Source organism: Mycobacterium sp. WMMD1722 (genome assembly GCF_049315205.1).
Taxonomy (GTDB): Bacteria; Actinomycetota; Actinomycetes; order Mycobacteriales; family Mycobacteriaceae; genus Mycobacterium.
On record NZ_CP186056.1, the window covers coordinates 4,248,696 to 4,273,587 of the forward strand.

General features: G+C 70.2%; 29 protein-coding genes. 19 read left to right on the plus strand and 10 right to left on the minus strand.

The annotated features are described in order from the left end of the window. The first annotated feature begins 123 nt into the window (after nt 1-123). Nucleotides 124-480, plus strand: coding sequence for a WhiB family transcriptional regulator (locus tag ACN27E_RS20395; protein WP_422744196.1), 357 nt, complete (start codon nt 124-126; stop codon nt 478-480). A 21-nt stretch (nt 481-501) separates the two neighbouring features. On the opposite strand, the gene ACN27E_RS20400 is transcribed toward ACN27E_RS20395, so the two are convergent. Further along, the gene (locus tag ACN27E_RS20400; protein ID WP_422744197.1) at nt 502-1,629 is read right to left on the minus strand and encodes an ArsA family ATPase; all 1,128 of its coding nucleotides are present in this window, start codon (nt 1,627-1,629) and stop codon (nt 502-504) included. Continuing rightward, the gene (locus tag ACN27E_RS20405; RefSeq protein ID WP_422744198.1) at nt 1,629-2,648 is read right to left on the minus strand and encodes an ArsA family ATPase; all 1,020 of its coding nucleotides are present in this window, start codon (nt 2,646-2,648) and stop codon (nt 1,629-1,631) included. Before ACN27E_RS20405 ends, ACN27E_RS20400 begins: the two co-directional genes overlap by 1 nt. Nucleotides 2,649-2,695: 47 nt before the next feature. Here ACN27E_RS20405 and ACN27E_RS20410 point away from each other — a divergent pair, with 47 nt between their 5' ends. From ACN27E_RS20410 to ACN27E_RS20420, 3 genes are read left to right on the plus strand one after another with little or no spacing between them, the layout of a single operon-like run. Further along, nucleotides 2,696-2,857: a hypothetical protein gene (locus ACN27E_RS20410; RefSeq protein WP_422744200.1), complete on the plus strand. Its 162-nt coding sequence runs from the start codon at nt 2,696-2,698 to the stop codon at nt 2,855-2,857. Then, entirely contained in the window at nt 2,854-3,348 is a 495-nt protein-coding gene (locus tag ACN27E_RS20415) for a RidA family protein (protein WP_422744202.1), read from the plus strand. Before ACN27E_RS20410 ends, ACN27E_RS20415 begins: the two co-directional genes overlap by 4 nt. Next, nucleotides 3,345-4,124, plus strand: a complete 780-nt coding sequence (locus ACN27E_RS20420; RefSeq protein WP_422744204.1) for an MBL fold metallo-hydrolase — start codon at nt 3,345-3,347, stop codon at nt 4,122-4,124. The genes ACN27E_RS20415 and ACN27E_RS20420 overlap by 4 nt, the downstream gene beginning before the upstream one ends. A gap of 6 nt (nt 4,125-4,130) precedes the next feature. Here ACN27E_RS20420 and crp read toward each other — a convergent pair whose 3' ends face one another. Both crp and ACN27E_RS20430 read right to left on the minus strand, forming a co-directional pair. Continuing rightward, on the minus strand, nt 4,131-4,805 hold the full coding sequence (gene crp / locus ACN27E_RS20425) for a cAMP-activated global transcriptional regulator CRP (protein WP_247056989.1): 675 nt from the start codon (nt 4,803-4,805) through the stop codon (nt 4,131-4,133). Between the two features lie 100 nt (nt 4,806-4,905). Continuing rightward, complete coding sequence (locus tag ACN27E_RS20430; RefSeq protein WP_422744206.1) at nt 4,906-5,241, minus strand: hypothetical protein; 336 nt, start codon at nt 5,239-5,241, stop codon at nt 4,906-4,908. A gap of 209 nt (nt 5,242-5,450) precedes the next feature. Here ACN27E_RS20430 and nth point away from each other — a divergent pair, with 209 nt between their 5' ends. The 4 genes from nth to marP are packed head-to-tail and all read left to right on the plus strand — an operon-like array spanning nt 5,451 to nt 8,794. Next, nucleotides 5,451-6,131, plus strand: coding sequence for an endonuclease III (nth, locus tag ACN27E_RS20435; protein WP_422750006.1), 681 nt, complete (start codon nt 5,451-5,453; stop codon nt 6,129-6,131). A 19-nt stretch (nt 6,132-6,150) separates the two neighbouring features. After that, nucleotides 6,151-6,798 carry a TlpA family protein disulfide reductase gene (locus ACN27E_RS20440; RefSeq protein ID WP_422744208.1) on the plus strand — a complete coding sequence of 216 codons (648 nt, stop codon included), beginning with the start codon at nt 6,151-6,153 and terminating at the stop codon, nt 6,796-6,798. After that, on the plus strand, nt 6,795-7,610 hold the full coding sequence (locus ACN27E_RS20445; RefSeq protein WP_422744209.1) for an NUDIX hydrolase: 816 nt from the start codon (nt 6,795-6,797) through the stop codon (nt 7,608-7,610). Before ACN27E_RS20440 ends, ACN27E_RS20445 begins: the two co-directional genes overlap by 4 nt. Beyond that, the gene (gene marP, locus ACN27E_RS20450) at nt 7,607-8,794 is read left to right on the plus strand and encodes an acid resistance serine protease MarP (protein ID WP_422744210.1); all 1,188 of its coding nucleotides are present in this window, start codon (nt 7,607-7,609) and stop codon (nt 8,792-8,794) included. Before ACN27E_RS20445 ends, marP begins: the two co-directional genes overlap by 4 nt. 2 nt (nt 8,795-8,796) lie before the next feature. Here marP and ACN27E_RS20455 read toward each other — a convergent pair whose 3' ends face one another. After that, nucleotides 8,797-9,750, minus strand: coding sequence for an alpha/beta fold hydrolase (locus tag ACN27E_RS20455; protein WP_422744212.1), 954 nt, complete (start codon nt 9,748-9,750; stop codon nt 8,797-8,799). Continuing rightward, nucleotides 9,750-10,262, minus strand: a complete 513-nt coding sequence (locus tag ACN27E_RS20460; protein ID WP_422744213.1) for a phage holin family protein — start codon at nt 10,260-10,262, stop codon at nt 9,750-9,752. Before ACN27E_RS20460 ends, ACN27E_RS20455 begins: the two co-directional genes overlap by 1 nt. Nucleotides 10,263-10,415: 153 nt before the next feature. Here ACN27E_RS20460 and ACN27E_RS20465 point away from each other — a divergent pair, with 153 nt between their 5' ends. Next, complete coding sequence (locus ACN27E_RS20465) at nt 10,416-11,120, plus strand: serine protease (RefSeq protein ID WP_422744215.1); 705 nt, start codon at nt 10,416-10,418, stop codon at nt 11,118-11,120. A 3-nt stretch (nt 11,121-11,123) separates the two neighbouring features. On the opposite strand, the gene acs is transcribed toward ACN27E_RS20465, so the two are convergent. Further along, nucleotides 11,124-13,076 carry an acetate--CoA ligase gene (gene acs / locus ACN27E_RS20470; RefSeq protein WP_422744216.1) on the minus strand — a complete coding sequence of 651 codons (1,953 nt, stop codon included), beginning with the start codon at nt 13,074-13,076 and terminating at the stop codon, nt 11,124-11,126. Nucleotides 13,077-13,201: 125 nt separating this feature from the next. Between acs and ACN27E_RS20475 the strand changes: the two genes are divergently transcribed. Continuing rightward, nucleotides 13,202-13,942, plus strand: coding sequence for an oxidoreductase (locus tag ACN27E_RS20475; RefSeq protein ID WP_422744218.1), 741 nt, complete (start codon nt 13,202-13,204; stop codon nt 13,940-13,942). Nucleotides 13,943-14,333: 391 nt separating this feature from the next. On the opposite strand, the gene ACN27E_RS20480 is transcribed toward ACN27E_RS20475, so the two are convergent. Next, on the minus strand, nt 14,334-15,191 hold the full coding sequence (locus ACN27E_RS20480) for an HAD-IB family hydrolase (protein WP_422744220.1): 858 nt from the start codon (nt 15,189-15,191) through the stop codon (nt 14,334-14,336). A gap of 416 nt (nt 15,192-15,607) precedes the next feature. Between ACN27E_RS20480 and ssd the strand changes: the two genes are divergently transcribed. The 7 genes from ssd to ACN27E_RS20515 all read left to right on the plus strand — a co-directional run bounded on the left by ssd (nt 15,608) and on the right by ACN27E_RS20515 (nt 20,110). Then, nucleotides 15,608-16,672: a septum site-determining protein Ssd gene (ssd, locus tag ACN27E_RS20485; protein ID WP_422744222.1), complete on the plus strand. Its 1,065-nt coding sequence runs from the start codon at nt 15,608-15,610 to the stop codon at nt 16,670-16,672. Continuing rightward, nucleotides 16,669-17,835 (plus strand): TadA family conjugal transfer-associated ATPase, encoded by a 1,167-nt coding sequence (locus tag ACN27E_RS20490; RefSeq protein WP_422744224.1) that lies wholly within the window; start codon nt 16,669-16,671, stop codon nt 17,833-17,835. The genes ssd and ACN27E_RS20490 overlap by 4 nt, the downstream gene beginning before the upstream one ends. Continuing rightward, the gene (locus ACN27E_RS20495; protein ID WP_422744226.1) at nt 17,832-18,617 is read left to right on the plus strand and encodes a type II secretion system F family protein; all 786 of its coding nucleotides are present in this window, start codon (nt 17,832-17,834) and stop codon (nt 18,615-18,617) included. The genes ACN27E_RS20490 and ACN27E_RS20495 overlap by 4 nt, the downstream gene beginning before the upstream one ends. Next, a complete protein-coding gene (locus ACN27E_RS20500; RefSeq protein ID WP_422744228.1) occupies nt 18,614-19,195 on the plus strand; it encodes a type II secretion system F family protein in 582 nt (193 codons plus the stop codon). The genes ACN27E_RS20495 and ACN27E_RS20500 overlap by 4 nt, the downstream gene beginning before the upstream one ends. Nucleotides 19,196-19,243: 48 nt before the next feature. Then, on the plus strand, nt 19,244-19,450 hold the full coding sequence (locus tag ACN27E_RS20505; protein WP_422744230.1) for a DUF4244 domain-containing protein: 207 nt from the start codon (nt 19,244-19,246) through the stop codon (nt 19,448-19,450). A 62-nt stretch (nt 19,451-19,512) separates the two neighbouring features. After that, nucleotides 19,513-19,779: a TadE family type IV pilus minor pilin gene (locus tag ACN27E_RS20510; protein ID WP_422750007.1), complete on the plus strand. Its 267-nt coding sequence runs from the start codon at nt 19,513-19,515 to the stop codon at nt 19,777-19,779. Between the two features lie 16 nt (nt 19,780-19,795). Next, nucleotides 19,796-20,110, plus strand: coding sequence for an Rv3654c family TadE-like protein (locus tag ACN27E_RS20515; protein ID WP_422744232.1), 315 nt, complete (start codon nt 19,796-19,798; stop codon nt 20,108-20,110). On the opposite strand, the gene ACN27E_RS20520 is transcribed toward ACN27E_RS20515, so the two are convergent. Next, nucleotides 20,107-21,123 carry a PAS domain-containing protein gene (locus ACN27E_RS20520; protein ID WP_422744234.1) on the minus strand — a complete coding sequence of 339 codons (1,017 nt, stop codon included), beginning with the start codon at nt 21,121-21,123 and terminating at the stop codon, nt 20,107-20,109. The genes ACN27E_RS20515 and ACN27E_RS20520 overlap by 4 nt on opposite strands. Before the next feature lie 85 nt (nt 21,124-21,208). Then, nucleotides 21,209-23,536, minus strand: coding sequence for a DEAD/DEAH box helicase (locus ACN27E_RS20525; RefSeq protein ID WP_422744235.1), 2,328 nt, complete (start codon nt 23,534-23,536; stop codon nt 21,209-21,211). Between the two features lie 310 nt (nt 23,537-23,846). Here ACN27E_RS20525 and ACN27E_RS20530 point away from each other — a divergent pair, with 310 nt between their 5' ends. Together ACN27E_RS20530 and ACN27E_RS20535 are read left to right on the plus strand one after the other, a co-directional pair. Next, nucleotides 23,847-24,050 (plus strand): cold-shock protein, encoded by a 204-nt coding sequence (locus tag ACN27E_RS20530; protein ID WP_193046666.1) that lies wholly within the window; start codon nt 23,847-23,849, stop codon nt 24,048-24,050. 141 nt (nt 24,051-24,191) lie between these two features. Next, nucleotides 24,192-24,785, plus strand: coding sequence for a hypothetical protein (locus tag ACN27E_RS20535; RefSeq protein ID WP_422744238.1), 594 nt, complete (start codon nt 24,192-24,194; stop codon nt 24,783-24,785). The last annotated feature ends 107 nt before the right edge of the window (nt 24,786-24,892 follow it).

A 24,892-nucleotide genomic window follows, 5' to 3' on the forward strand; every position in this document is an offset into this window, starting at 1 on the left:
AGCTTGGACACACAGTGCGATCCAGGACACACAAACTGTCGCAATGTGGCGTAGATCGCAGCAGCGTTCTACACGGGAGGGCACGCCGGGGAAGCGTCGGCGGCTGAACGAAGGGGATCGCTGGTGTCTATTACTCGGCCCGCGGTGCGCAACGCAACGTCCACCATCCCGACGTCGACTCCCGTGCAGGGCGCCGAGGCCGAGGCCCGCATCGCCTGGGTGTCCCAGGCCCGCTGTCGACAGGCCGATCCGGACGAATTGTTCGTCCGAGGCGCCGCGCAGCGCAAAGCCGCCGTGATTTGCCGGCACTGCCCGGTCATCCTCGAATGCGGCGCCGACGCGCTGGACAACCGCGTCGAGTTCGGCGTCTGGGGCGGCATGACCGAACGCCAGCGCCGCGCCCTGCTCAAGCAGCACCCCGAGGTGGTCTCCTGGGCCGAGTTCTTCTCGGCGCAGCGCAAACATCGCAGCGCCGTCTGAGCCCGACCGCCGGCCGATTCGTCAGGCCGCGTCCGCACCGGTGATCTGATCGGCGATCGCGCGCAACGCCTCCAAATCCGACACATCGAAGGGCAGCGACGGCACCCCGACGATCGAGACGTGGGGATTGGCGCCGGTGAACCGCGACAGCAGCCGGATCTCCCGCTTGGCCGTCTGCGCCCGATCCGCGTGGATCTCGAGCACCGCGCCCGCCAACGACTGCGGATCCTTCTCCAACAGCCCCTCGGCCGCTGCGGCCGCCTTCTCGGCGTGCAGTCCGCACAGCGTGGGATGGGTGCGGTTGAGGATCAGCCCGGCCAGCGGCATCCGCTCGGCGGTCAGCCGTTCGACGAAGAACGACGCCTCCCGCAGCGCGTCGGGTTCGGCCGCCGAGACGACGACGAACTGGGTGCCCCGCCGCTTGAGCAGTTCGTAGGTGCGGTCGGCCTTCTCGCGGAACCCGCCGAAGGTGGCGTCGAGGGACTGCACGAACCCGGCCGCGTCGGAGAGCATCTGCGAGCCCAGGATCGTCGACATGGCACGCATCGCCAGGCCCACCGCACCCGTCACCAGCTTGCCGATCCCGCGGCCCGGGGCCAGAAGCAATCGCCACAGCTTGCTGTCCATGAAGCTGCCGAGTCGTTTGGGTGCGTCGAGGAAGTCGAGCGCATTGCGCGACGGTGGGGTGTCGACGACGATGAGGTCCCACTTGTCCTCGGCGAGAAGCTGTCCCAGCTTCTCCATCGCCATGTACTCCTGCGTGCCGGCCAGCGAGGTGGCCACCGTTTGGTAGAACTGGTTGTCCAGGATGGCGTCGGCCCGGTCGGGCCCGGAGTACTGCACCACCATCTCGTCGAAGGTGCGGCGCATGTCGAGCATCATCGCGTGCAGCTCACCCGCCACCTCGGGAGCCAGCGGTACCCGCTGAGGAGTATTGCCCAGGTCCTGGATGCCCAGCGCCTGGGCCAGTCGCTTGGCCGGATCGATCGTCAACACCACCACGGTGCGGCCGTACTCCGCGGCGCGCAGCGCCATCGCCGCCGCAGTGGTCGTTTTCCCGACACCGCCGGCGCCGCAGCACACGATGACACGGTTGGAGGTGTCGGACAGGATCGCGCGCATGTCGAGCGCGGAAGGGGTGGTGCTCACTATCTGACTCCTTGCCGGCCAAGGGCATCGGCCAGTTCGTAGAGGCTGCCGAGATCCACGCCGTCGGAGATGGCGGGCAGTTCCAGGCGCGGAACCTCGATGCGTTCGAGCTGCTCGGCGGTCTGCGCCCGCGCCCGCAGCCGGGTCGCGTGCTCGATGGCCTCGGTGAGCAAGCCCGCGAAGTCGTTGTCCGACAACGTGATCCCGGCATCGGCCAGGCCTGCGCGGACGGCGTCGGCATCCACGTCACCCTCGGCGGCCTTGGCGAGATCGTCGGGGGGCAGATAGGCCGGGATGGTGCGGTTGACGATGACGCTGCCGATCGGCAGCCCGAGGGCCTTGAGTTCGTCGATCGCCTCGAGGGTCTCCTGCATCGGCAGCGCCTCGAGCAGGGTGACGAGGTGGATGGCCGTCAGTTCCGAGTGCAGCACCTTGACCACACTTTCGGCCTGCGAGTGCACCGGGCCGCCCTTGGCCAGGTCCGAGACGGCCTGGGTGACGTCGAGGAACCGGGCGATGCGTCCGGTGGGCGGCGAGTCGACCACCACCGCGTCGTACACCGGTTGCTTACCCTTCTCCGCGCGGGTGACGATCTCGCGGATCTTGCCGGTGAGCAGCACGTCGCGCAGACCGGGGGCGATGGTGGTGGCGAATTCCACGGCACCGATGCGCCGCATCGCCCGCCCGGCCAGGCCCAGGTTGTAGAACATGTCGAGATACTCGAGGAACGCCGCCTCGGTGTCGATGGCCAGCGCGTTGACCTGACCGCCCTGTTCGGCGGTGGCGATCTTCACCTCTTTGTACGGCAGTGGTGGAACGTCGAAGAGCTGCGCAATCCCTTGGCGCCCTTCGACTTCGACGAGGAGCACCCGGCGCCCGCCGGCGGCCAGCGCCAGGGCAAGGGCCGCGGCGATGGTGGACTTCCCGGTGCCGCCCTTACCGGTGACGAAGTGCAACCGGGCCTTGGTCAGCCGCGACGGCCAGCCGACGGGTCTACCGCCGTTGGTAGTTGATGCCACCTCTGCATGCTAGCCAAGGGCGGGTCGGGGCCCGATAGGCTCGGGTGATGAGTGAAGCGACGACGTGGGAATACGCAACCGTGCCGCTGTTGACGCACGCGACCAAGCAGATCCTCGATCAGTGGGGTGCCGACGGCTGGGAGCTGGTCTCGGTGCTGCCCGGCCCGACCGGCGAACAGCACGTCGCCTATTTGAAGCGGCCGAAGTGAGGTCCGGCGGGCAGCAGCGAAGCGACCCGGGGAATGGGTCGTGGTCCGCGCGGCTGTCCGAACTGGGCATCGAACTGCCCGAGGTGGTGGCCCCGTTGGCGGCTTACCTGCCGGCCGTGCGGACCGGAAACCTCGTCTACACCGCGGGCCAGCTGCCGATCGTCGGTGGTGAGCTGACCCGCACCGGCAAGGTGGGTGCCGAGGTCGACCCGGAGGACGCGCGGCAGCTGGCGCGGCTGTGCGGGCTCAACGCGCTGGCCGCCGTGCACGCGCTGGTCGGTGTGGACGCCATCACCCGGGTGGTCAAGGTGGTCGGATTCGTGGCGTCGGCGCCCGGTTTCGGCGGGCAGCCCGGCGTGGTCAACGGCGCCTCCGAACTCTTCGGCGAGGTGTTCGGTGACGCGGGCGCGCACGCCCGTTCGGCCGTCGGGGTCTCCGAACTGCCCCGCAACGCACCGGTGGAGGTCGAGATCATCGTCGAGGTGGGATGAGCGTTCCCGAGCATCCCGCCTACGGGCTGCTCCGCCCGGTGACCGAGTCCGCCTCGGTGCTGCTGTGCGACAACCCCGGGCTGATGACGCTCGACGGGACGAACACCTGGGTGCTGTCCGGACCGGGCAGTGACGAGCTCGTCATCGTCGACCCCGGCCCCGACGACGAGGCCCACATCGGCCGGATCGCCGACCTCGGCCGGATACCGCTGATCCTGATCAGCCACCGCCACGACGATCACACCGGGGGCATCGACCGGATCGTCGACCGCACCGGCGCGGTGGTCCGCTCGGTGGGCAGCGGATTCCTGCGCGGCCTCGGCGGACCGCTGACCGACGGCGAGGTGATCGACGCCGCGGGACTGCGGATCACCGTGCTGGCCACCCCCGGCCACACCGCCGACTCGGTGTCGTTCCTCCTCGACGATGCGGTGCTGACCGCCGACACCGTCCTCGGCCGCGGCACCACCGTCATCGACAACGAGGACGGCAGTCTCGGTGAGTACCTCGAATCGCTGCGCCGGCTCCAGGGACTCGGCCGACGCACCGTGCTGCCCGGGCACGGACCCGATCTACCCGACCTGGCGGCGGTGACCGCGACCTATCTCGCCCACCGGGAGGACCGGCTGAACCAGGTGCGTTCTGCGCTGGCCGCACTCGGGGACGACGCATCCGCCCGGCAGGTCGTCGAGCATGTCTACACCGACGTCGACGAGAAGCTGTGGGAAGCAGCCGAGTGGAGCGTCCAGGCCCAGCTGGACCATCTACGCGGTTAGCGCCCGCTACCGCGCGCGGCGGGCCAGCCGCTCGGAGTCGCTGATCAGCACGCTCTTGCCCTCCAGACGGATCCACCCGCGATGGGCGAAATCGGCCAGCGCCTTGTTGACCGTCTCGCGCGACGCCCCGACGAGCTGAGCGATCTCTTCCTGGGTCAGGTCGTGGGTGACGCGCAGCGCGCCGCCCTCCTGGGTGCCGAAGCGCTGCGCGAGCTGCAGCAGCTGCTTGGCCACCCGGCCCGGGACGTCGGTGAAGATCAGGTCGGCCAGGTTGTTGTTGGTGCGGCGCAACCGGCGCGCGAGCACCCGCAGCAGCTGTTCGGCGATCTCGGGGCGGTCGGCGATCCAGGCGCGCAGCGCATCACGATCCATCGAGACGGCGCGCACCTCGGTGATGGTGGTGGCGCTCGACGTACGAGGGCCGGGGTCGAAGATCGACAGCTCGCCGAACATGTCCGACGGCCCCATGATCGTCAACAGGTTCTCGCGGCCATCGGGCGAGCGACGGCCGATCTTCACCTTGCCGTTGATGATGATGTACAGCCGATCCCCGGGCTCGCCTTCGGCGAACACCGTGTGCCCGCGCGGGAAGTCGACGGGCTGCAGCTGCTTGGTCAGCGCGGATACCGCGGTGGGTTCGACTCCCTGGAAGATTCCGGCCCTGGCCAGGATCTCGTCCACGTTGCCCCTCTTAATTTCTTGGGTGACATGACATGCGCAGCCGACCTCTCACTGGCAGCTCGCTCAGTCTAGAGGTATCACGTTCGGCGACTAGCCAACGCTACACACGATTGGCATGGCGGGTCTGCCGAAATTGCGGATTGGGCGGCTGCGGGCTGTAAACCATCGTCGGCAAACCCGATTCGACCATCCGGGTGGGCAGCGTGCCGACCGGTTCGATGCGTCCGCCCGGGCGTGCCGCGGCAGCCGCGCGCACCCGCCGCGGGGCCTCCTTGGGTGCGGCTTGCCGCAGGAACTCATCGACGTCGGCGTCCGGACCGCCGTCGCGGACAAGGGCCGATTCGAGGCGCTCCAGCCCGAACGTCGCCAGCATCAGCAACCCGGGGATGCAGGCGACGAGCAACCAGGACACAAGGCAGAAGTAAACACGGCCCATGTCTCAGCGCGGTCACGTTTTGTCACCGGTCCAGAGCCACTGTCGTCCGCCGGTGTTGTCGGTGTTGTCGGTGTTGTCGTGTTGTCGGGGGCCTCGCCTACCCTGAAGAGGTGACCGCAGGTGCAGGCCCCGCCGAGACACCGCGGCGGCGTGCCGCCAAGAAGTGGGAGAGCGAGACCAGGCTCGGCCTGGTCCGCCGCGCCCGCCGGATGAATCGCACGTTGGCGCAGGCGTTCCCGCACGTGTACTGCGAGCTGGACTTCACCAATCCGCTCGAGCTGACGGTCGCGACCATCCTGTCCGCGCAGAGCACGGACAAGGGAGTCAATCTCACCACCCCGGCGCTGTTCGCCAAATACCGCAGCGCGCTGGACTATGCCCAGGCCGACCGCACCGAACTCGAACAACTGGTGCGGCCCACCGGTTTCTACCGCAACAAGGCCAACAGCCTCATCCGGCTGGGCCAGGAGCTGGTCGAGCGCTTCGACGGCCAGGTCCCCGACAACCTCGACGACCTGGTGACCCTGCCAGGCGTCGGCCGCAAAACCGCCAACGTCATCCTGGGCAACGCTTTCGGCATCCCCGGCATCACCGTCGACACCCACTTCGGCCGCCTGGTGCGGCGGTGGCGGTGGACGGATCTGGAGGATCCGGTCAAGGTCGAGCACGCGGTCGGTGAACTCATCGAGCGCAGCGAATGGACGCTGCTCAGCCATCGGGTGATCTTCCATGGCCGTCGGGTCTGCCACGCCCGCAAGCCGGCCTGCGGCGTGTGTGTGCTCGCGGCCGACTGCCCCTCCTACGGCACCGGCCCGACCGACAAGATCGCCGCCGCCGCGCTGGTGAAGGGTCCCGAGACCCCGCATCTGCTCGCGTTGGCCGGGCTGTAGCCGTTCCCGCCGTCCCGTCGTGCGCACGTCGATCCGCTGGACCCTGGCCGCGCTGATCGTCGCCGTGACGCTGGTGGTGGCGTTCGCATTGCAGCTGACCGGTGACCGGACCCCCTCCACGCAACCCGGCCCGGCTGCCGTCCGCGATCAGCCCACCGCACATGCGGCTGAGGACCTGGGCCCGGCGCGTGCCGCAGCCGATCTCCCACCCTGCCCCGCGCCGGGGGCCGAGCCCGGGCCGGCGGCGCTGCAGGGCATCGAGTTGCCGTGCGCAGGCGACGGTTCGACGGTCGACGTCGCGCGGTCGCTCGCCGGGCGCACCGTCGTGCTCAATCTGTGGGCCTACTGGTGCGGCCCGTGCGCCGACGAGTTGCCGGCCATGCAGGAGTATCAGCGCCGTGCCGGGCCCGACACGATCGTGGTGACGGTGCACCAGGACGAGAACGAGGCCGCGGCGCTGTACCGGCTCGCCGACCTGGGCGTGCGGCTGCCGACGCTGCAGGACGGCCGGCGCCTCATCGCTGCGGCGCTGAAGGTGCCGAACGTCATGCCTGCGACGGTGATCCTGCGTCCTGACGGTAGCGTTGCCGGGATCCTGCCGAGGTCCTTCGCCACCGCCGACGAGATCGACGCCGCGGTGCGAGAGAAGATGGGAGTGCCCGGGTGAGTTCCACGCGCGACGGGCACCGTCTGACGCCCGACGCCGCGCCGGCCTGGCTCAAACCGCTGGTGGACGGCGCCGACCGCGTTCCCCGGGCGTACCGCAGGCAGGTGCCGCCGGACATCCTCGCCGCCATCACCGCCGCCAAGACCGCAGCGAAGGTCACCGGCACCCGTCGCGACGCGGCCGTGCTGGTGCTGTTCTCCGGCCCGCAGGATGCTCAGTCTGGTTTGTCCTCTTCTCTTCGTTCACCGGACGAGGCCGGACCACCCGATGAGGCCGACCTACTGGTCACGGTGCGCGCCTCGACGCTGCGCCATCACGCCGGTCAGGCCGCCTTCCCGGGGGGCGCCGCCGACCCCGGCGACGACGGTCCCGTGCACACCGCGTTCCGTGAGGCCACCGAGGAGACCGGCCTGGACACCGCTCGCATCCACCCGGTGGCCACACTGGCCCGGATGTTCATCCCGCCTTCGGGCTTCCACGTCGTCCCGGTGCTGGCGTACTCGCCGGACCCGGGCCCGGTGGCCGTGGTCGACGACGCCGAGACCGCGCTGGTGGCGCGGGTGCCGGTACGCGCGTTCATCAACCCGCAGAACCGGTTGATGGTCTATCGGGACACGAATTCGCGCAGGTGGGCCGGCCCGGCGTTTCTGCTCAACGAGATGCTGGTGTGGGGTTTCACCGGTCAGGTGATCTCGGCGATCCTCGACGCGGCCGGCTGGGCGGTGCCCTGGAACACCGACGACGTGCGCGCGCTCGACGCGGCAATGGCGCTTGTCGGCGGTGCCGGCCGCTACGGTGAACGACAACAATGACACCGTCGCAGTGGCTTGACCTCCTCGTCCTCGCCGTCGCCTTCGTCGCCGCCATCTCGGGTTGGCGGTCAGGCGCGCTGGGTTCGCTGCTGTCCTTTGTCGGCGTCGTACTCGGCGCGGTCGCCGGCGTACTGCTCGCCCCGCACGTCGTCAGCCACCTCGACGGGGCCCGCACCAAACTGTTCGCCTCGCTGTTCCTGATCCTGGCCCTGGTGGTGGTCGGCGAGATCGCCGGCGTCGTCCTGGGCCGGGCGGTCCGCGGAGCGCTGCGCAACCGCACGCTGCGCCTGTTCGACTCGATCATCGGCGTCGGCCTGCAGATCGTCGCGGTCCTGGTGGCGGCGTGGCTGCTGGCCACCCCGCTCACCTCGGCCGACCAGCCCAACCTCGCGGCCGCGGTGAAAGGCTCCCGAGTGCTGGTCGAGGTCGACAAGGTGGCGCCGCCCTGGCTGAAGTCGGTGCCCACCCGGCTGTCGTCGCTGCTGGACACCTCCGGCCTGCCCGAGGTGCTCGAACCGTTCGGCCGCACCCCGATCGCGAACGTCGACGTGCCCGATGCGGGGCTGGCCACCGACGCCGTGGTCGACGCCACCCGCGGCAGCGTGGTGAAGATCCGCGGAGTGGCCCCGGGCTGTCAGAAGGTGCTCGAAGGCACCGGTTTCGTCGTCGCCCCCAACCGGGTGATGTCCAACGCGCACGTGGTCGCGGGCTCGGAGAGCGTCACCGTCGAGGTGGACGGGAAGACCTACGACGCGTTCGTGGTGTCCTACGATCCCAGCGCCGACATCTCGATCCTCGACGTCCCCGACCTGCCCGCACCGCCGCTGACGTTCGTCGACGAACCAGCTCCGGCCGGCACCGATGCGATCGTGCTGGGCTACCCCGGTGGCGGCGACTTCACCCCGACACCGGCCCGGGTGCGCGAGATCATCGAACTCAACGGCCCGGACATCTACCGGACCACGACGGTGACCCGCAACGTGTACACGATCCGCGGCACGGTGCGGCAGGGCAATTCCGGTGGCCCGATGATCAACCGCAGCGGCCAGGTGCTCGGCGTCGTGTTCGGCGCGGCTGTCGACGACGCCGACACCGGGTTCGTCCTCACCGCGCAGGAGGTGTCCCGCCAGCTCGCCAGGATCGGCGGCACGGCGCGGGTGGCGACCGGGCCCTGCGTCAGCTGACGCTACGGTCCGTAGACCTGGCGCAGAAACCGCATCAGCTGCTCGTTGACCGCCTCCGGCGTCTCCTCGTGTCCGTAATGGCCTGCCCCGTCGAGGGATACGTAGCGTCCGTGCGGGGCGTAGCGCTGGGTCCGGTACACCGGGTCGGCCAGCACATACGGGTCGGCGTCGCCGCGCAGGTGCAACACCGGAACGGAGAACGGCCGCTTCATCGCACGCATGAAACGTCGTCCCTCACCGCGTAACTGACTGCGTACCGCCCACCGCTGATACTCCAGCGCGCAGTGTGCCGCCGCCGGGATCTGTACCGCCTCACGCAGGTGGGTCACGGTCGTCGCGAAATCCTGCGTCTCCTGCCAGCGGCGGCTCGACCGGGACCGCACCAGCTGCTCGACCGCCGCGCCGTCGTGGCGGGTCAGCGACCGCTCCGGCCACATCGGAACCTGGTAGCGCAGCATGTAGGGCAGCAGCGCCCGGCCCTGGTCGCGACGGGTCGTCGCCGACGCGCGCAGCGCCACCGGATGCGGTGAGCTGACCACCGCGATGGCCCGCACCACCCGCGGATGCAGGACCGACGTGGCCCAGCAGACCAGGCCACCGTCGGCGTGGCCCACCAGGGTGGCTGACCGGTGGCCCAGGGCGCGGACCAGCCCGGCGGTGTCGCCGGCCAGCGTCCAGCCGTCGTATCCCCGCGGCGGTTTGTCGCTGCCGCCGTACCCGCGCAGATCCACGGCGACCACACGAGCCCCGGTCAGACCCGTCAACTGATGGCGCCACGACCACCAGAACGAGGCGAAGCCGTGCAGCAGGATCACCAGCGGGCGATCGGTCATCAGCGCGGTCGACGAATCGTGGGTCTCCGCCTCCACCACGTGGAACCGGATCCCGTTGGCGTGCACCTCGCGATGCCGCCACGGACCGTCGATACGGACGATCGACGGATCGGGTGGGGGCATTACCAGCCGGAGGGGTCTTTGGTCGACTGGCCGTCGGTCAGGGCGACGGCCTTCTGCGGTTTGTCCGGCCCCGGGGTGAGGGCTTCGCGGGTCTCGCGGACCGACTCGATCGTCTGCTGCGGACCCCTGATGCGCCGCACCTTGAGATAGCCGAAGAACGCCAGGATCCCGGTGAACACCACCATGACGCCGAACACGATCAAAAACGACGCCCACCGCCACAGCCAGGTGTCGAGCAGCTCGGCGACGAAGAAGAAGAAGAAGAACGTCGAGTACAGCAGCAGCACCAGGGCGCCGATGAAGAAGACGCTGCCGGTCAGACCCTTCTTGACGTCACGGGTGATCTCCGCCTTGGCCAACTCGACCTCGGCGCGCACCAGCGTGGACACCTGAGAGGTGGCGTCCTTGACCAGGTCGCCCAGGGAGGGGTCCGGTTTGGGGGCATGCGGATCCGTCAGAGGAATCGACGTCACGGTGGTGGGCACGCCGTTCTTGCGGTCGCCTCTGCTCACGGACAATTCCTCCCGCTGTGATGTGGTCGGGCTTCATGTTGCCACGTGGCCAACAGGGAAACGATCCCGGCCGACGTTAGACTCGACCGATCCGCCGGCCGGGTCAGGTGATCGATCGCGGAAGACGCTGAAGACATCGATAGGGGATGGGTATTGCGTACCGGACACCGTCGGCAGTCGTGGCTGCTGGTCAGCCTCGTCGTGGCGCTCACCGGCCTGGTGCTGGTGGCGCCCCCCGCTCAGGCCGCCGGGCCGGTGGCACTCGGCGGCGGGTCGGGAATCGTCGTCAACGGTGATGCGCTGTGCACCCTCACCACGATCGGCACCGACAACCGCGGCAACCTGATCGGCTTCACCTCCGCCCATTGCGGCGGACCCGGCGCGACCGTGTCGGCCGAAGGCGTCGAGGACGCCGGGGTGCTGGGCACCATGGTCGCGGGCAACGAGGCGCTGGACTATGCGGTCATCCAGTTCGACCCGCAGAAGGTGACACCGACTGCCGACGTCAACGGATTCCGGATCGACGGCATCGCACCGGACCCCCCGTTCGGTTCGGTGGCCTGCAAGCTCGGTCGCACGACCGGACAGTCCTGCGGGGTGATCTGGGGTCCGGGGCAGGATCCGGGCACCATCGTCAGTCAGGTCTGCGGCGGACCGGGCGATTCCGGAGCTCCACTGACGGTCAACAACCGCCTGGTGGGCATGATCCACGGGGCGTTCTCGGAGAATCTGCCCGGCTGCGTGACGCAGTACATCCCGCTGCACACCCCCGCGGTGGCGATGTCGTTCGGAACCCAGTTGGCCGACATCGTCGCCAAGAACCGACCGGGATCGGGCTTCGTCCCGGTCGGTCGCTGACGCTTACTTACTGGCCCGGATCGCCTCGAACACGCCGGGGTCGACCAGCGTCGAGGTGTCGCCGAGCTCGCGTCCTTCGGCCACATCGCGCAGCAGGCGCCGCATGATCTTGCCGCTGCGGGTCTTCGGCAGCTCCGGAACCACGTGGATCTCACGGGGTTTGGCGATCGGCGAGATCTCCTTGGCCACCTCGGCGCGCAGTTCCTCGACCATGTTCTCGGCCCCGCCGTGGGCGCTGGCCTTGAGGATGACGAACGCACAGATCGCCTGACCGGTCTGCTCATCGGTGGCGCCGACGACGGCGGCTTCGGCCACGCCGGAATGTCCGACCAGCGCGGACTCCACCTCGGCGGTGGAGATCCGGTGGCCGGAGATGTTCATGACGTCGTCGATGCGGCCCAGCACCCAGATCTCACCGTCGGCGCCGTAGCGCGCGCCGTCGCCGGCGAAGTACCAGCCCTGCTCGGCGAATCGCGACCAGTAGGTCTCCTTGAAGCGCTCCAGATCGCCCCAGATACCGCGCAGCATCGACGGCCACGGCTTGTCGAGGACGAGGTAGCCACTGGGCTGTTCGCCGTGCTCGGTCCCCGGTTCGAGCTGATTGCCGTCGTCGTCGACGATCTTGGCCGAGATCCCCGGCAGCGGTGCCATCGCCGAGCCCGGTTTGGCGGCGGTGACACCGGGCAGCGGGGAGATCATGATCGCGCCGGTCTCGGTCTGCCACCAGGTGTCGACCACCGGCGTCTTGTCGGCGCCGAACACCGTGCGGTACCAGCGCCACGCCTCCGGGTTGATCGGCTCGCCCACACTGCCGAGCAGCCGCAGGCTGGACAGGTCGTGTTCGGCGGCGACCTGCCTGCCCAGCTTCATGAAGGTGCGGATCAGCGTCGGAGCGGTGTAATAGATCGTGACCCCGTATTTCTCGATGATCTCGAAGTGCCGGTGCTCGGTCGGTGAGGTGGGGGTGCCCTCGTAGATCACCTGCGTCACACCGTTGGACAGCGGGCCGTAGACGATGTAGGTGTGCCCGGTGACCCAGCCGATATCGGCGGTGCACCAGTACACGTCGGTCTGCGGCTTGACGTCGAAGACGTAGTGATGGGTGTAGGACGACTGGGTCAGATAGCCGCCGGTGGTGTGCATGATCCCCTTGGGCTTACCGGTGGTGCCCGAGGTGTAGAGCAGGAACAGCGGGTGCTCGGAGTCGAACGCCTCCGGCGTGTGCTCGGTCGAAGCCTTGGGTACCACTTCGTCCCACCACAGATCTCGGCCCTCGCTCCACGGGGTGTCGATCCCGGTGCGGCGCACCACCAGAACGTGCTCGACGCTGTCGGACGCCTCGACCGCTTCATCGACGGCCTGTTTGAGTGAGGCTGCCTTCCCGCGGCGGTACTGGCCGTCGGTGGTGATGACGAGCTTGGCCTCGGCGTCTTCGATACGGGCCTTCAGCGCCGACGCCGAGAATCCCGCGAAGACCACGGAGTGCATGACGCCCAGGCGGGCGCACGCGAGCATCGCCACGATCGCCTCGGGCACCATCGGCATGTAGATGGCGACCCGGTCGCCGGCGGAGAGGCCCAGGTCGGTCAACGTGTTGGCGGCCCGGCACACCTCGTCCTTGAGTTCGGCGTAGGTCAATGTGCGCTGATCGCCGACCGGCTCGCCCTCCCAGTGGATCGCCACCCGGTCGCCGTTGCCCGCCTCCACGTGCCGGTCCACGCAGTTGTAGGCGACGTTGAGCTTGCCGCCCACGAACCACTTCGCCACCGGGGGCTCGGACCAGTCCAGAACCTCGCCGAACGGGGTGTCCCACGCGAGCCGCTCGGCCTGCTCGGCCCAGAACCCGAGACGGTCCTGCTCGGCCTTGTGGTACATCTCGGCCGTGGCGTTCGCCTGTTCGGCGAAGCCTTCCGGCGGCGGGTAGGCGGACGGGACATCGTTGTGCGTCTCGGACATGGGTGTGAGCGTAGTCACCGGAGGTGACCGGCACGAGAACACCTCACACGGCGGCTGCGGACGGCCGCCCTGCTGCGCCGAGCGTCGAATTTCGCTGGATCAGCGGTCGGCTAGCGTGGGCTGCCATGACCGATCCGCTGGCTCCGCTGGCCGAGCTGCCCGGTGTCGCCGAGGCCGGCGAGGAGGCCCGTGACGCGCTGGGCCGGGCGCATCGTCACCGGTTCAACCTCCGCGGATGGCCCACCACCGCTGCCGAGGCGGCCTTACGCGCGGCGCGGGCGTCCTCGGTTCTCGACGGGGGACCGCTGCAGTTCCCGGACAGCGGCGAACCGGACCCGGTGCTCGCCGGGGCGCTGCGGGTCAACGAGGCACTCGAAGGCGGGGCCACCGCCCTCGTCGACGTCTGGCAGCGCGCGCCACTGCAGGCGCTGGCCCGGTTGCACGCGCTGGCCGCCGCCGACCTCACCGACGACGAGCATCTCGGCCGGCCGCGGCCCGACGCCGGGGTGGGTCGACGCCTCGAACTGCTCACCGGACTGCTCACCGGCGCATCGCGGGTCCCGGCGCCGGTGCTGGCGGCCGTCGCCCACGGGGAGATCCTGACGCTGGCACCGTTCGGCACGGCCGACGGGGTCGTCGCGCGCGCGCTGGCCCGCCTGGTGACCATTGCCAGCGGACTCGACCCGCACGGACTCGGCGTGCCCGAGGTGTATTGGATGAAGCAGTCCGGCGACTACCGCGCGGCGGCCCGGGGGTTCGCCTCGGGTACGCCCGACGGGCTCACCGCCTGGGTGTTGCTCAGCTGCCGAGGGTTGCAGGCCGGGGCGCGGGAGGCTCTTCAGATCGCCCAGGGCGCCTCGGCCTGACCGGGTGCCAGCAAAATGAAGCGGGCGGCGTTCCGAATCGAGTTCAGCTCGCCGCCCGCTAGCACCGAGCCCGGTTACCAAGCGTGCTGAAGGGGTTGCGTGGGTTGGCCTCGGCGTGCTTGCGATGCGCTGCGGCTACCACCCCACCCAAGGGGCCGGTGTAGCCACCCGCTTTTCTCAATCGCGCAGGCCCGCAACACTTTTGCCTGTTCCGCGGCATGTGCTCCGCGTGGGTTCTCGGGTTCCGTGCTGGGTAGCCCGGTTCGGGAGGTGTCGCCTTCTCTTCCGGTTACACCTTGGCCTCGTCGGGCTGCCGTGCTTCCTTTGTACTACGTGACCGTGATCACATCAAGGGTCTGCAGCGACCGAGTCGAGTTTGTTACGGCAACCATCACCACGCGAAGCGGCGCAACAGTGAGTAGGTGAGCGCGCCGGCGGCCAGTGCGCTCATCCCGACCGCCGCGGTGGTGGCCACGGCGGCACCGGATGGCGCCGGGATCCGGTCGCGCAACGACACCGGACGGGTGAACGTCACCACCGGCCAGCCGCGGGAAACCGCCTCTTTGCGCAATGCGCGGTCCGGATTGACGACGGTCGGATGCCCCACCGCCTCGAGCATCGGCACGTCGGTCATGGAATCGGAATAGGCGTAGCAGTGCTCGAGGGCGTACCCCTCGCGGGCGGCCAGGGCGCGGATGGCTTCGACCTTGCCCTCGCCGTAACAGTAGAAGGCGATCTCGCCGGTGTAGCGGCCGTCCTCCACCACCATCCGGGTCGCCATCGCGTGGGTGGCGCCGAGTGCGCGCGCGATCGGCGCGACGATCTCCTCGCCCGAGGCCGACACCACGACGACGTCGCGGCCGCACAGCTTGTGGTCGGCGATGAGGTCGGCGGCCTCGGCGAACACCAGCGGGTCGACGATGTCGTGCAGCGTCTCGCCGACGATGGACTTGACCTGTTCGACGTCCCATCCGGTGCACATGGTGGTGAGGTAGCGCCGCATCCGATCCATCTGATCGTGATCGGCGCCCGACATCAGGAACAGGAATTGTGCGTAGGTGGATTTCAGGACCGCCCGCCGATTGAGCAGTCCCTGATCGAAGAAGGGTTTGCTGAACGCCAATGTGCTGGATTTGGCGATCACCGTCTTGTCGAGGTCGAAAAAGGCCGCGGTGCGGACCGGCCGGCCCTGCGGCGGGCTCTCGCCCGGCGTGATCGACGGTTCGGTGGCCTCCTGGGGTGCCCTCACCTGACCAGGATAAAGGTGGCGGCGTGGCGGTCGGCGGCCCGTTTCGGCAAAATGGCAGATCAAGACACGTGTCCGTGCGTGCAGTTTTTCGCCGGATCGGGGTTCGATGGCCCCGGCGCGGGACTTGCGTTACGCGGACATGGCGTGTGTATAGTGGGCGTTACCCGGGTTATGCCGGGTGTGCATCAGCCCGACCCCCCGGGGCTGATACACGACGACCTCCGCCTCCTCCCCCCCTGGCGGGGGTCGTCCCTTTTTCCGGGTGTTCGCTTCCGGGACAGGTCCGGACCTCCTTCGACGTTGCGGAACGCTGTTTTCGCATACCATTTATCCCCAGCGCCGAATTGCTCCACAGCTGATCCCGAGGGCGGGCGTTACGGCCCGATTCCGGCGGCCCGCCGAGGCACAGTGGCGCCATGTCCAACACTCCGGCCGTCCTGGCCCTCGTCTCCGATCCCGGGCTGCGCGATGACGTCGACCGCGTCGCGGCGGCCGCGGGCCTGCGGGTGGTGCACACGGGGGAACCTTCGAGCCGCAAGGTGTGGACTGCCGCCGCGGCCGTGCTGCTCGACATCGACGGCGCCCGGCGCTGCGCGGCGATGGCGCTGCCACGACGCGACCGCGTCATCCTGCTCCAGCGTGCCGAACCGCTCGAGTGCCACTGGCGTGCCGCCATCTCCGTCGGTGCCACCGTCGTCGTCGTACTCCCGCGTCAGGACGGCGAACTGATCGCCGCGCTGTCCGAGGCCGCAGAGGCGAGGACCGCAGACCACCGGCGCGGTCTCACCGCCGCGGTGATCGCCGGCCGCGGCGGGGCCGGCGCATCGACTCTGGCTGCCGCGCTGGCGATCTGGGTCCAAGACGCGCTGCTGGTCGACGCCGACCCGTGGGGCGGCGGTGTCGACCTGTTGATGGGAGCCGAGCACACCACGGGGCTGCGATGGCCCGATCTCACACTGGGCGCCGGACGGGTCTCCTGGGCCGCCCTGCGTGACGCTCTGCCGCGCCTGGACGGGGTGAGCGTCCTGTCCACCGGCCGCAGTGGCGGCGAGATCGGTGCCGCCGCGCTGTCGGCGGTGATCGACGCCGGCGCGCGCGGCGGGACCACGGTGGTCTGCGATGTGCCGCGCCGGTCGACCGCGGCCGCTGAAGCGGCACTCGACGCGGCCGACCTGGTCGTGCTGATCACCACCGCGGACGTGCGCGCGTGTGCATCGTCGGCGGCGATGGCGCCATGGCTGACCGGGACCAATCCGAACGTCGGCGTGGTGGTGCGGGGGCCGGCACCGGGCGGTTTGCGCGCGGCGGACGTGGCAGCGGGGATCGGACTGCCGCTGTTGGCCGCCATGCGCCCGCAACCGGGTCTGGCCGCGGCGCTGGAGCAGGGCGGGATGCGCCTGGCGCGCCGCTCCCCGCTGGCCGTCACCGCCCGCCGGGTCATCGACATGATGCGGCAGCAACCGGTCGCGGTGCCGGCATGAGCGCCTCGCTGATCGACCGGGTGCGCGAACGCCTGGCGACCGAGACTGCGCCGCTGCATCCCACGATCGTCGCCGCGGCCATCCGGGCCGAGTCGGGCGGCGTACTCGGCGACGCCGAGGTACTGAGCAATCTGCGCCTGCTGCAGACCGAATTGACCGGCGCCGGGCCGCTCGAGCCGTTGCTGTCGGCGCCCGGCACCACCGACGTCCTGGTCACCGCGCCGGATGCGGTGTGGGTCGACGACGGAGCGGGGTTGCGCCGCAGCACTATCCGATTCCCCGACGAGACGGCCGTCCGGCGGCTCGCTCAGCGGCTCGCGCTGGCCGCGGGGCGCCGCCTGGACGAGGCGAAACCCTGGGTCGACGGGCAGCTGTCCGGACTGGGCGCCGCAGATTCCACCGTTCGGTTGCACGCGGTCCTGCCGCCGGTGGCCAGCGCGGGCACCTGCCTGTCCCTGCGCGTGCTGCGCCCGGCGACGCAGGATCTGGCCGCGCTGCTGGCCGCGGGAACGCTCACCGAACAGGCGGCTTCGCTGCTGCAGCGAATCGTGGCCGCGCGGTTGTCCTTCCTGGTCAGCGGTGGTACCGGCGCGGGCAAGACGACGCTGCTGGCGGCGGTGCTGGGGGCGGTCGCGCCCGACGAACGGATCGTGTGCGTCGAGGACGCGGCCGAACTGGCGCCGCGTCATCCGCATGTCGTCAACCTCGTCGCTCGGTGTGCGAACGTCGAGGGTGTCGGCGAGGTGACCGTGCGGGACCTGGTCCGCCAAGCGCTGCGGATGCGGCCCGATCGCATCGTCGTGGGGGAGGTTCGCGGCGCCGAGGTGGTCGACCTGCTCGCCGCGATGAACACCGGACATGACGGCGGCGCCGGCACGGTGCACGCCAACAGTCCGGCCGAGGTGCCGGCGCGATTCGAGGCGCTCGGCGCACTGGGCGGGTTGAACCGCTCGGCCCTGCACAGCCAACTCTCGGCGGCGGTACAGGTGGTGCTACACGTCGCCCGGGACGGCTCCGGGCTGCGTCGGCTCGCCGAGGTGGCGATTCTGCACACCGCTGCTGACGGACGGGTGTCCTGTGTGCCGGCGTGGCGGTGGGGCGCCGGCGGGCTCGAGGGGATGGCGGTGCTGCAGGCGCGCCTGGACGAGCGGGGCGCGAGATGATCGTCGCAGCCATCGCGCTGGCCATGGCGGTGTTGATCAACCCGCAGGATGTGCGGCACCGGTTGCCGAACCGGCCCGAGCGCCGGCGGCGCCGACGAATCCCCGTTCTGGCCGCTGCCGCGCTCGTATGTGCGGTCGTCCTGGCGTGTGGTGTCCCGGTGTCGATCCCCGTCGCGGCCGGGCTGCTCGTCGGGACCGTCGCGCTGCGGCAGCGGCGACGCATGGTCCGCCGGCGCAGCGACGACGAGTCGGCGGCGCTGCAGGGCGCCCTCGATGTGCTGGTGGGTGAACTCCGGGCCGGCGCGCATCCGGTGGCCGCGGTCGAGGCGGCCGCGACCGAGGCCACCGGAGCGGTGGCGATCGCCCTGGGTGCGGTGGCGGCCCGGGCGCGTCTCGGGGCCGACGTGGCCGGCGGTCTGTTCGCCGTGGCCCGCCAGTCGACCGTGCCTTCACAGTGGACGCGCATCGCGGTGTGTTGGCAACTGGCACAGACCCGAGGCCTGGCGATCGCGACGCTGATGTGCACCGCTCAACGCGATATCGCCGAACGGCACCGTTTCGCCGCACGGGTCGAAGCGGGGATGGCCGGAGCGCGGGCCACCGCAGGTGTGCTGGCAGGGCTGCCGGTACTGGGTATCGGGCTCGGTCAACTGATCGGTGCGCAGCCGGTGGGCTTCCTGTTGGCGGGCGGATTCGGCGGGGGGCTTCTGGTGATCGGGGTGGCGTTGTCCTGCGCCGGCCTGCTGTGGTCGGACCGCATCACCATGGCGGTGCTCAGATGACTGCGACCGCCCTGCTGCTCGCTGCCGCGATACTGCTCAGCGGCTGCCGGGGCCGGATGCGCTTGCGGGCGTTGACCGGCGAATCCCGCCCGCGCCGGGCGCAGCCGACCGAAGCCGGGCGAGCTGATCCGTTGGCGGCGGCATCGGCCTTCGACGTGCTGGCCGCCTGCCTGTCCTCGGGGATGGCGGTGTCGGCTGCGGCCGCCGCGACCGCCGAGTCCGCGCCACCGGCGCTGGCCGGGCTGCTGCGCCGGGCGGCGGACATGCTTGCCCTCGGCGCGGACGGTGTCGCCGCCTGGTCGGCATCCGGCGACCCGCCGGATGCCCACGCCGAGGCGCTGATGCGGTTGGCCCGGCGTTCGGCCGAGAGTGGAACGGCGCTGGCCACCGGCGTCGCCGCGCTGGCCGTCGAGTCCCGGGCGGACGCCGCCGATGCGGCCAGGGCCGCCGCCGAGCGGGCCGCGGTCCTCATCGCGGCGCCGCTGGGGGCGTGCTATCTCCCGGCGTTCCTCTGCCTGGGCATCGTGCCGGTGGTGGTGGGGCTGGCCGGCGACGTGCTGGGGACGGGGTTGTGGTGAGGGCGGACGCCGACGGATGGTCCGTCGGCGCTGAACAGGGAGGTCGAGATGGCGGTACGTACGGTGATCCGGGAGGTTCAGGCGCGGGTGATGTGCGCGGCGGCCGACGAGGCGGGCATGTCGACGGTGGAGTATGCGATCGGCACGATCGCCGCGGCGGCGTTCGGGGCCATCCTCTATACGGTCGTCACCGGCGACTCGATCGTCGGGGCGCTGAGCAACATCATCACCCGCGCGCTGAACACCAGTACCTAGGCGATGACGCCGGTGGCGCGACCGTCGAGGCGGCCTTCGCCGTCGCCGCCGTCGCCGCGGTCCTGCTGGTGTGCCTGGCCGGCCTCACCGCCGTCGGAATGCAGCTGCGCTGCCTCGACGCCGCGCGGGAGGCGGCGCGGCTGGCCGCGCGGGGTGACGACCGTTCGGCGACCGATACCGCCCGGGCGATCGCGCCGGGCGGCGCGACGGTCGAGCTGCGCCGCGACGGCACCGGCGTGGTGGCGCGGGTCAGCGCGCGCTCGACCCTGCTACCGGGCATCACGATCAGCGGGCGATCGGTGGCGGCCACCGAACCCGGTGTGCGATGAACGCGGTGCGGCGACGATGGTGGCGGTCGCGGTCATCGCCGTCCTCATCGCGGTCAGTGGGGGACTGGCCGGGGTGGGTGCGGCGGTGTTGGCCCGGCATCGGGCGCAGTCGGCCGCGGATCTGGCCGCACTGGCGGCGGCCGGTCGGATCGTCGACGGCCCCGATAGCGCGTGCGCACAAGCTCATTCGGTGGCGGCTGCGGTGGGAGTGGCGGTGGTGCGTTGCGACTTCGCCGGGTTGGACGTGGTGGTCGCCGTGCAGACGCCGGTCGGATTGGGGAGGTGGGCGCTCGGATCGGCACGAGCCGCCGCGCGGGCGGGACCGGTTTAGCGCTCGGCCGCCGGTGACAGGTGCGCGCAGCGCAATTCCTCGGCGGTCGGCAACCGCACCGACGCCAAACCCGCCACGGTGCCGGGTTCGAGCTCCACCCGGTTGATCGTCAGGTGCACCGGCATCCAGTCGTCGTCGGCCGTGCGCATGCGCAGCACCGACGTCGCCGCGCCGTCGGCGAATTCGACGATCATGCGGGCCAGATGGATCCCGTCGTCGGGGTGGATCTCATTGGCCCGCCAGTCGTAGAACGGCGCCGGTTCGTCGAGCCACTTGAGCAGTTTCCAGGTGCCCAGGTCGACGAGTGCCCGATGCACTCCGGACTGGGCCAGGCCGTTGAGGATTCGCTGCGCCAGATGATCCCGCGGCACGACCGGCTCATCGCTGTGCGCCCGCCAATTCATCGCCCGGCAGATCATCCGCTCGCTGCCGTCGTCCCGGGGTTCCAGTAGGGCGCGCGCGGCGAATCCGACGGTGATCGTCTCGCCGCGGTGGTCGGTGACGTCCCAGGTGCTGCAGAACGATTGGCCGGCTTGCGGGTTGATCGCCATCGCGAGCACTCTGGTCTCGCTGGCGTTCAGATCGCGCATCGGCAGGTCCTCGGCGAACGACCGGCCGTGGGTGTGCTCCCGGTCGGGATCGCGCCCGCTGTTGGCCAACGACTGTGCAGTGTCGGTGGCCGTACCGGTGGTCAGGTCCCACACCAGCGGGCCGGGCAGCGGACGGTCGGGCGGCTCGCTGTCGGGCGTGCCCGCCCAGACGTGCACACCGTGGATCCGGCCGTCGGACATCTGCACCACCTCGGTACGGATGACGCGGTCGTTCTTCGGCGTGATGCTCGACAGCCCGAGACCGGATCGCAGCGTCTCGGCAATCGCGGCCTGCACGGCCATCAGATGCGGACTGCGCCGCAGATAGGCACTGATCGGCACGAGGTTCTCGGTCGTCACCCCCCGGGCCACGACGACCGGTTCGGCGCCGAGAGTCTCCACGAGCAGCCAGTCGTGGGTCATGGCCGTCACCATACCGTCGCGGCCTGGCCGCAACCCCGGCAAACGGGCCGGTGGAATTCGTCGGCGAACAGCGCGGGGTCGGTCGTCACGCCGCGCGTTCACCCAGCGTCGCGAGCACCAGCCGCAGCACCCGGACCGCGCCCGCCTTGTCCAGCGGATCGTTACCGTTCCCGCATTTGGGCGACTGGACGCACGACGGACATCCGCTCGGGCACTCGCAGGCGTCGATCGCCGCGGCCGTGGCATCCCACCAGGTGGTGAGCTGATCGAAGCCGCGCGCGGCGAAACCCGCGCCGCCCGGATACCCGTCGTAGACGAAGATCGTCGGCAACCCGTCCTCCGGGCCGACCGCCGTCGACACCCCACCGATGTCGCCGCGGTCGCAGCTGGCCACCAGCGGCAGCAATCCGATCGCGGCGTGCTCGGCGGCGTGCAGCGAGCCCGGAAACCGCAGCGGATCGATGCCGCTGTCGATCAGCGCTTCGGGGGTGATGGTGCACATCACGGCCATCGTGTCCAGCGTGCGGGTCGGCATGTCCAGTTCGACGAAGTCGATGACCTCGCCGGTGCGCCTACGTCGCAGATAGCCGACGACGCTGTTGGTCACCGACACCGGCACCAGCCCGACGGTCACCGGCCCGAAGGCCGTGCGCTCGCCCTGGCCGGTCACGACGATGTCGGTCAGCTCCCGGGCGAAGGTGGTGTACCCCGGATCCTCGGCGTGCACGAACGCCACCCCGTCGTCGAAGTCCAGCGAGTCGACCAGATAGCTCTCCCCCTGATGCAGGTACACCGCGCCCGGGTGCACCGAGGCGGCTGCCTGTCCGGCGTTCGCGCTACCCAGCATGCGTCCGGTGTCGACCTCCAGAATCGCCACCTGACCGCCCGAACCGCCCCGGATGTCCACCGCGGCATGCGGATCCAGGCCCGGGGTCGGGAAGTAGCCGTGCGGTCGGCGCCGGAGCAGACCGTCGTCGACCAGGCTGGCGGCACACGCCTCGGCGCCCCACCGGCGCACCTCCGCGTCGGTGAGCGGTAGCTCGGTCGCCGCGCACAGCAGTTGCGGTGCAAGCACATACGGGTTGGCCGGATCGATCACCACCCGCTCGATCGGGCGGTCGAGCAGAGCCGCCGGATGGTGCACCAGATAGGTGTCCAGGGGATCATCACGGGCGATCAGCACGATCAACGCTCCCTGCCCGCGCCGGCCCGACCGACCGGCCTGTTGCCAGAACGACGTCACCGTGCCGGGAAACCCGGCCAGCACCACCGCGTCCAGACCGGCGATGTCCACGCCGAGTTCGAGGGCGTTGGTCGTCGCCATTCCCCGCAGATCCCCGTCGGCCAGCGCTCTTTCCAGATCGCGGCGGTCCTCGGCCAGATAACCCGCCCGATAGGACGCCACCCGGTCGGCCAGCTCCGGTGCGATTTCCGCCAACCGGGCCCGCGCCCCGAGTGCGGTCAGCTCCGCGCCCCGGCGCGACCGCACGAACGTCAGCGTCCTGGCGCCCTCGGCCATCAGATCGGCCATCACCCGCGCGGCCTCGGCCCCCGCGGAGCGCCGCACCGGCGCCCCGTTCTCGCCGACCAGATCGGTCAGCAGCGCCGGCTCCCACAGCGCCACCGTGCGGGCGCCGTGCGGTGAGCCGTCCTCGGTCACCTCGGCGACGGTCTCACCGATGAGCTCGGCCGCCGTCGCGCCCGGCGCGGCCGTGGTGGCGCTGGCGAAGATGACGGTGGGCCCGGCCCCGTCCGGTGCGTACCGCTGGCCCAACCGCAGCAGCCGGCGCAGCACCAGCGCCACGTTGGACCCGAAGATGCCGCGGTAGTAGTGGCATTCGTCGACGACGACGAACTTGAGGTGGCGCAGGAACACCGCCCAGCGAGCGTGGTTGCGCAGCAGCGACAGATGGATCATGTCCGGATTGCTGAAGATCCAGCGGGACCGCTCGCGGGCGAACCGGCGGACGTCGGTGGGGCTGTCGCCGTCGTAGGACGACGGGGCGACGTTGCGCAGCGCCGGCACCGCGTCGGTCAGCGCCTGGGCGGTGCGCAGCTGGTCGTGGCCCAGCGCCTTGGTCGGCGACAGATACAGCGCCCGCGCGCGCGGATCGGTCGCCAGCGCCGAGAGGATCGGCAACTGATAGGCCAGCGACTTACCCGAGGCGGTACCGGTGCTCACCACGACGTGGCGGCCCGCGTGGGCCAGCTCGGCCGCCGCCGCCTGATGCGACCACGGAGCGATCACCCCGCGGTCGACGAAGGCCTGCACCACGCCGTCATCGGCCCACGCCGGCCACGATTCGGGTTGCCCGCGCCGCGGCGGGAGATCGGCGACATGGCGCAGCGGCTGCTCGGCGTCCCCGGTGCCGGCCACCGCGCAGGACAGCAGCTCACGGCCGAAATCTGACACTTCCCATCCTCCCGAAACCTGCCTGTAACGAAGTGGCGTTCCTGCGCGCTCGCCACCGGAATGAATTGTTCCCCACGGAACTCCGCGGAGACTGTCGCCACAGCGCTGAACGTGATTGACTAACGGCGGTCGCAGCTTCTGTGTTCGTGTACTAGCACTCGCAGGAACGACGTTGCGATCGCGGTTCCTGCGAGGGTTGTAGGTCGGGTCGAGTTCCGAGCACTCCACGAAGGTATGGCGGTCGGAACGGGCCCGGTCCGTCGAACCACGGTGGACCGCTCCCGGTAAGAAGAGAAGGAAAGTACGAAAGATGCCACAGGGAACTGTGAAGTGGTTCAACGCGGAGAAGGGCTTCGGCTTCATCGCTCCCGAGGACGGCTCCGCTGACGTGTTCGTCCACTACACGGAGATCCAGGGCAGCGGATTCCGCACCCTGGAGGAAAACCAGAAGGTCGAGTTCGAGGTCGGCCAGAGCCCGAAGGGGCCCCAAGCCACGGGTGTGCGTACCGTCTAGTACAGCCAGCCTGAAGAAGCGCCCCCGCCGGTCCAACCACGGATCGCCGGGGGTGTTTTCGTCTCGCCACCCGGTCCGCCGGGTGGGCGCAACTGCGAGTGGCGTCGCCTCGCCGGCCGTCCACTGCCTTACTGTCGATTTGTGAGCCAGCTGTCGTTCTTCTCGGCAGAGGCGGTCCCCCCCGCCGTCGCCGACCTCACCGGGTTGCTCGCCGCGCCCGGTCAGGTGGTGCTGGTCGGTGCCGGAAAGGCGCAGGGCGCCCGGCTGTCGGTGGTGGTCGACGACCTGTGGCGGGCCGAGGCGCTGGCCGAGATGATCACCGACGCCGGTTTGCACCCGGAGATCGCCCGCACCGACGAGGGCCGTCCGCTGGTTCGCACGGCCGTCGAGCCGCGGCTGGTGGCGATCGCGGCGGAATGGACCCGCGGGGCGGTCAAGACCGTGCCGCCGCAGTGGTTGCCCGGGCCGCGGGAGTTGCGGGCCTGGGCGCTGGCGTCGGGCAGCCTGGAACCCAGTGGCTACCTGCTCGGCCTGGACCCGCACGCCCCGGACACGCATTCGCCACTGGCGTCGGCGATGATGCGCATCGGGATCGCGCCCACCCTCATCGGCACCCGCGGCTCGCGGCCGGCCCTGCGGATCAGCGGCAGGCGGAGGCTGTCACGCCTGGTAGAGACGGTGGGGGAACCACCCGGGAACGTCGATGCGTTGACACAATGGCCTCGCGTTCTGTGACCCGCAACCGTGGGGTCAGTTTGCGTAGGCCCGCGTAGGGTGCGAAATTGTCAGGTGCCGACGGGCGCCGACGAAGCATCGGACGCTGGACGGCAACCGAAGAAGTG

Excerpts from the sequence above, each read along its gene's own strand:
- ACN27E_RS20410 (WP_422744200.1), top strand. The coding sequence starts at position 2,696 with ATGAGTGAAGCGACGACGTGGGAATACGCAACCGTGCCGCTGTTGACG.
- ACN27E_RS20420 (WP_422744204.1), top strand. The coding sequence starts at position 3,345 with ATGAGCGTTCCCGAGCATCCCGCCTACGGGCTGCTCCGCCCGGTGACC.
- ACN27E_RS20430 (WP_422744206.1), bottom strand. The coding sequence starts at position 5,241 with ATGGGCCGTGTTTACTTCTGCCTTGTGTCCTGGTTGCTCGTCGCCTGC.
- nth (WP_422750006.1), top strand. The coding sequence starts at position 5,451 with ATGAATCGCACGTTGGCGCAGGCGTTCCCGCACGTGTACTGCGAGCTG.
- marP (WP_422744210.1), top strand. The coding sequence starts at position 7,607 with ATGACACCGTCGCAGTGGCTTGACCTCCTCGTCCTCGCCGTCGCCTTC.
- ACN27E_RS20455 (WP_422744212.1), bottom strand. The coding sequence starts at position 9,750 with ATGCCCCCACCCGATCCGTCGATCGTCCGTATCGACGGTCCGTGGCGG.
- acs (WP_422744216.1), bottom strand. The coding sequence starts at position 13,076 with ATGTCCGAGACGCACAACGATGTCCCGTCCGCCTACCCGCCGCCGGAA.
- ACN27E_RS20475 (WP_422744218.1), top strand. The coding sequence starts at position 13,202 with ATGACCGATCCGCTGGCTCCGCTGGCCGAGCTGCCCGGTGTCGCCGAG.
- ssd (WP_422744222.1), top strand. The coding sequence starts at position 15,608 with ATGTCCAACACTCCGGCCGTCCTGGCCCTCGTCTCCGATCCCGGGCTG.
- ACN27E_RS20490 (WP_422744224.1), top strand. The coding sequence starts at position 16,669 with ATGAGCGCCTCGCTGATCGACCGGGTGCGCGAACGCCTGGCGACCGAG.
- ACN27E_RS20495 (WP_422744226.1), top strand. The coding sequence starts at position 17,832 with ATGATCGTCGCAGCCATCGCGCTGGCCATGGCGGTGTTGATCAACCCG.
- ACN27E_RS20500 (WP_422744228.1), top strand. The coding sequence starts at position 18,614 with ATGACTGCGACCGCCCTGCTGCTCGCTGCCGCGATACTGCTCAGCGGC.
- ACN27E_RS20505 (WP_422744230.1), top strand. The coding sequence starts at position 19,244 with ATGGCGGTACGTACGGTGATCCGGGAGGTTCAGGCGCGGGTGATGTGC.
- ACN27E_RS20515 (WP_422744232.1), top strand. The coding sequence starts at position 19,796 with ATGGTGGCGGTCGCGGTCATCGCCGTCCTCATCGCGGTCAGTGGGGGA.
- ACN27E_RS20520 (WP_422744234.1), bottom strand. The coding sequence starts at position 21,123 with ATGACCCACGACTGGCTGCTCGTGGAGACTCTCGGCGCCGAACCGGTC.
- ACN27E_RS20530 (WP_193046666.1), top strand. The coding sequence starts at position 23,847 with ATGCCACAGGGAACTGTGAAGTGGTTCAACGCGGAGAAGGGCTTCGGC.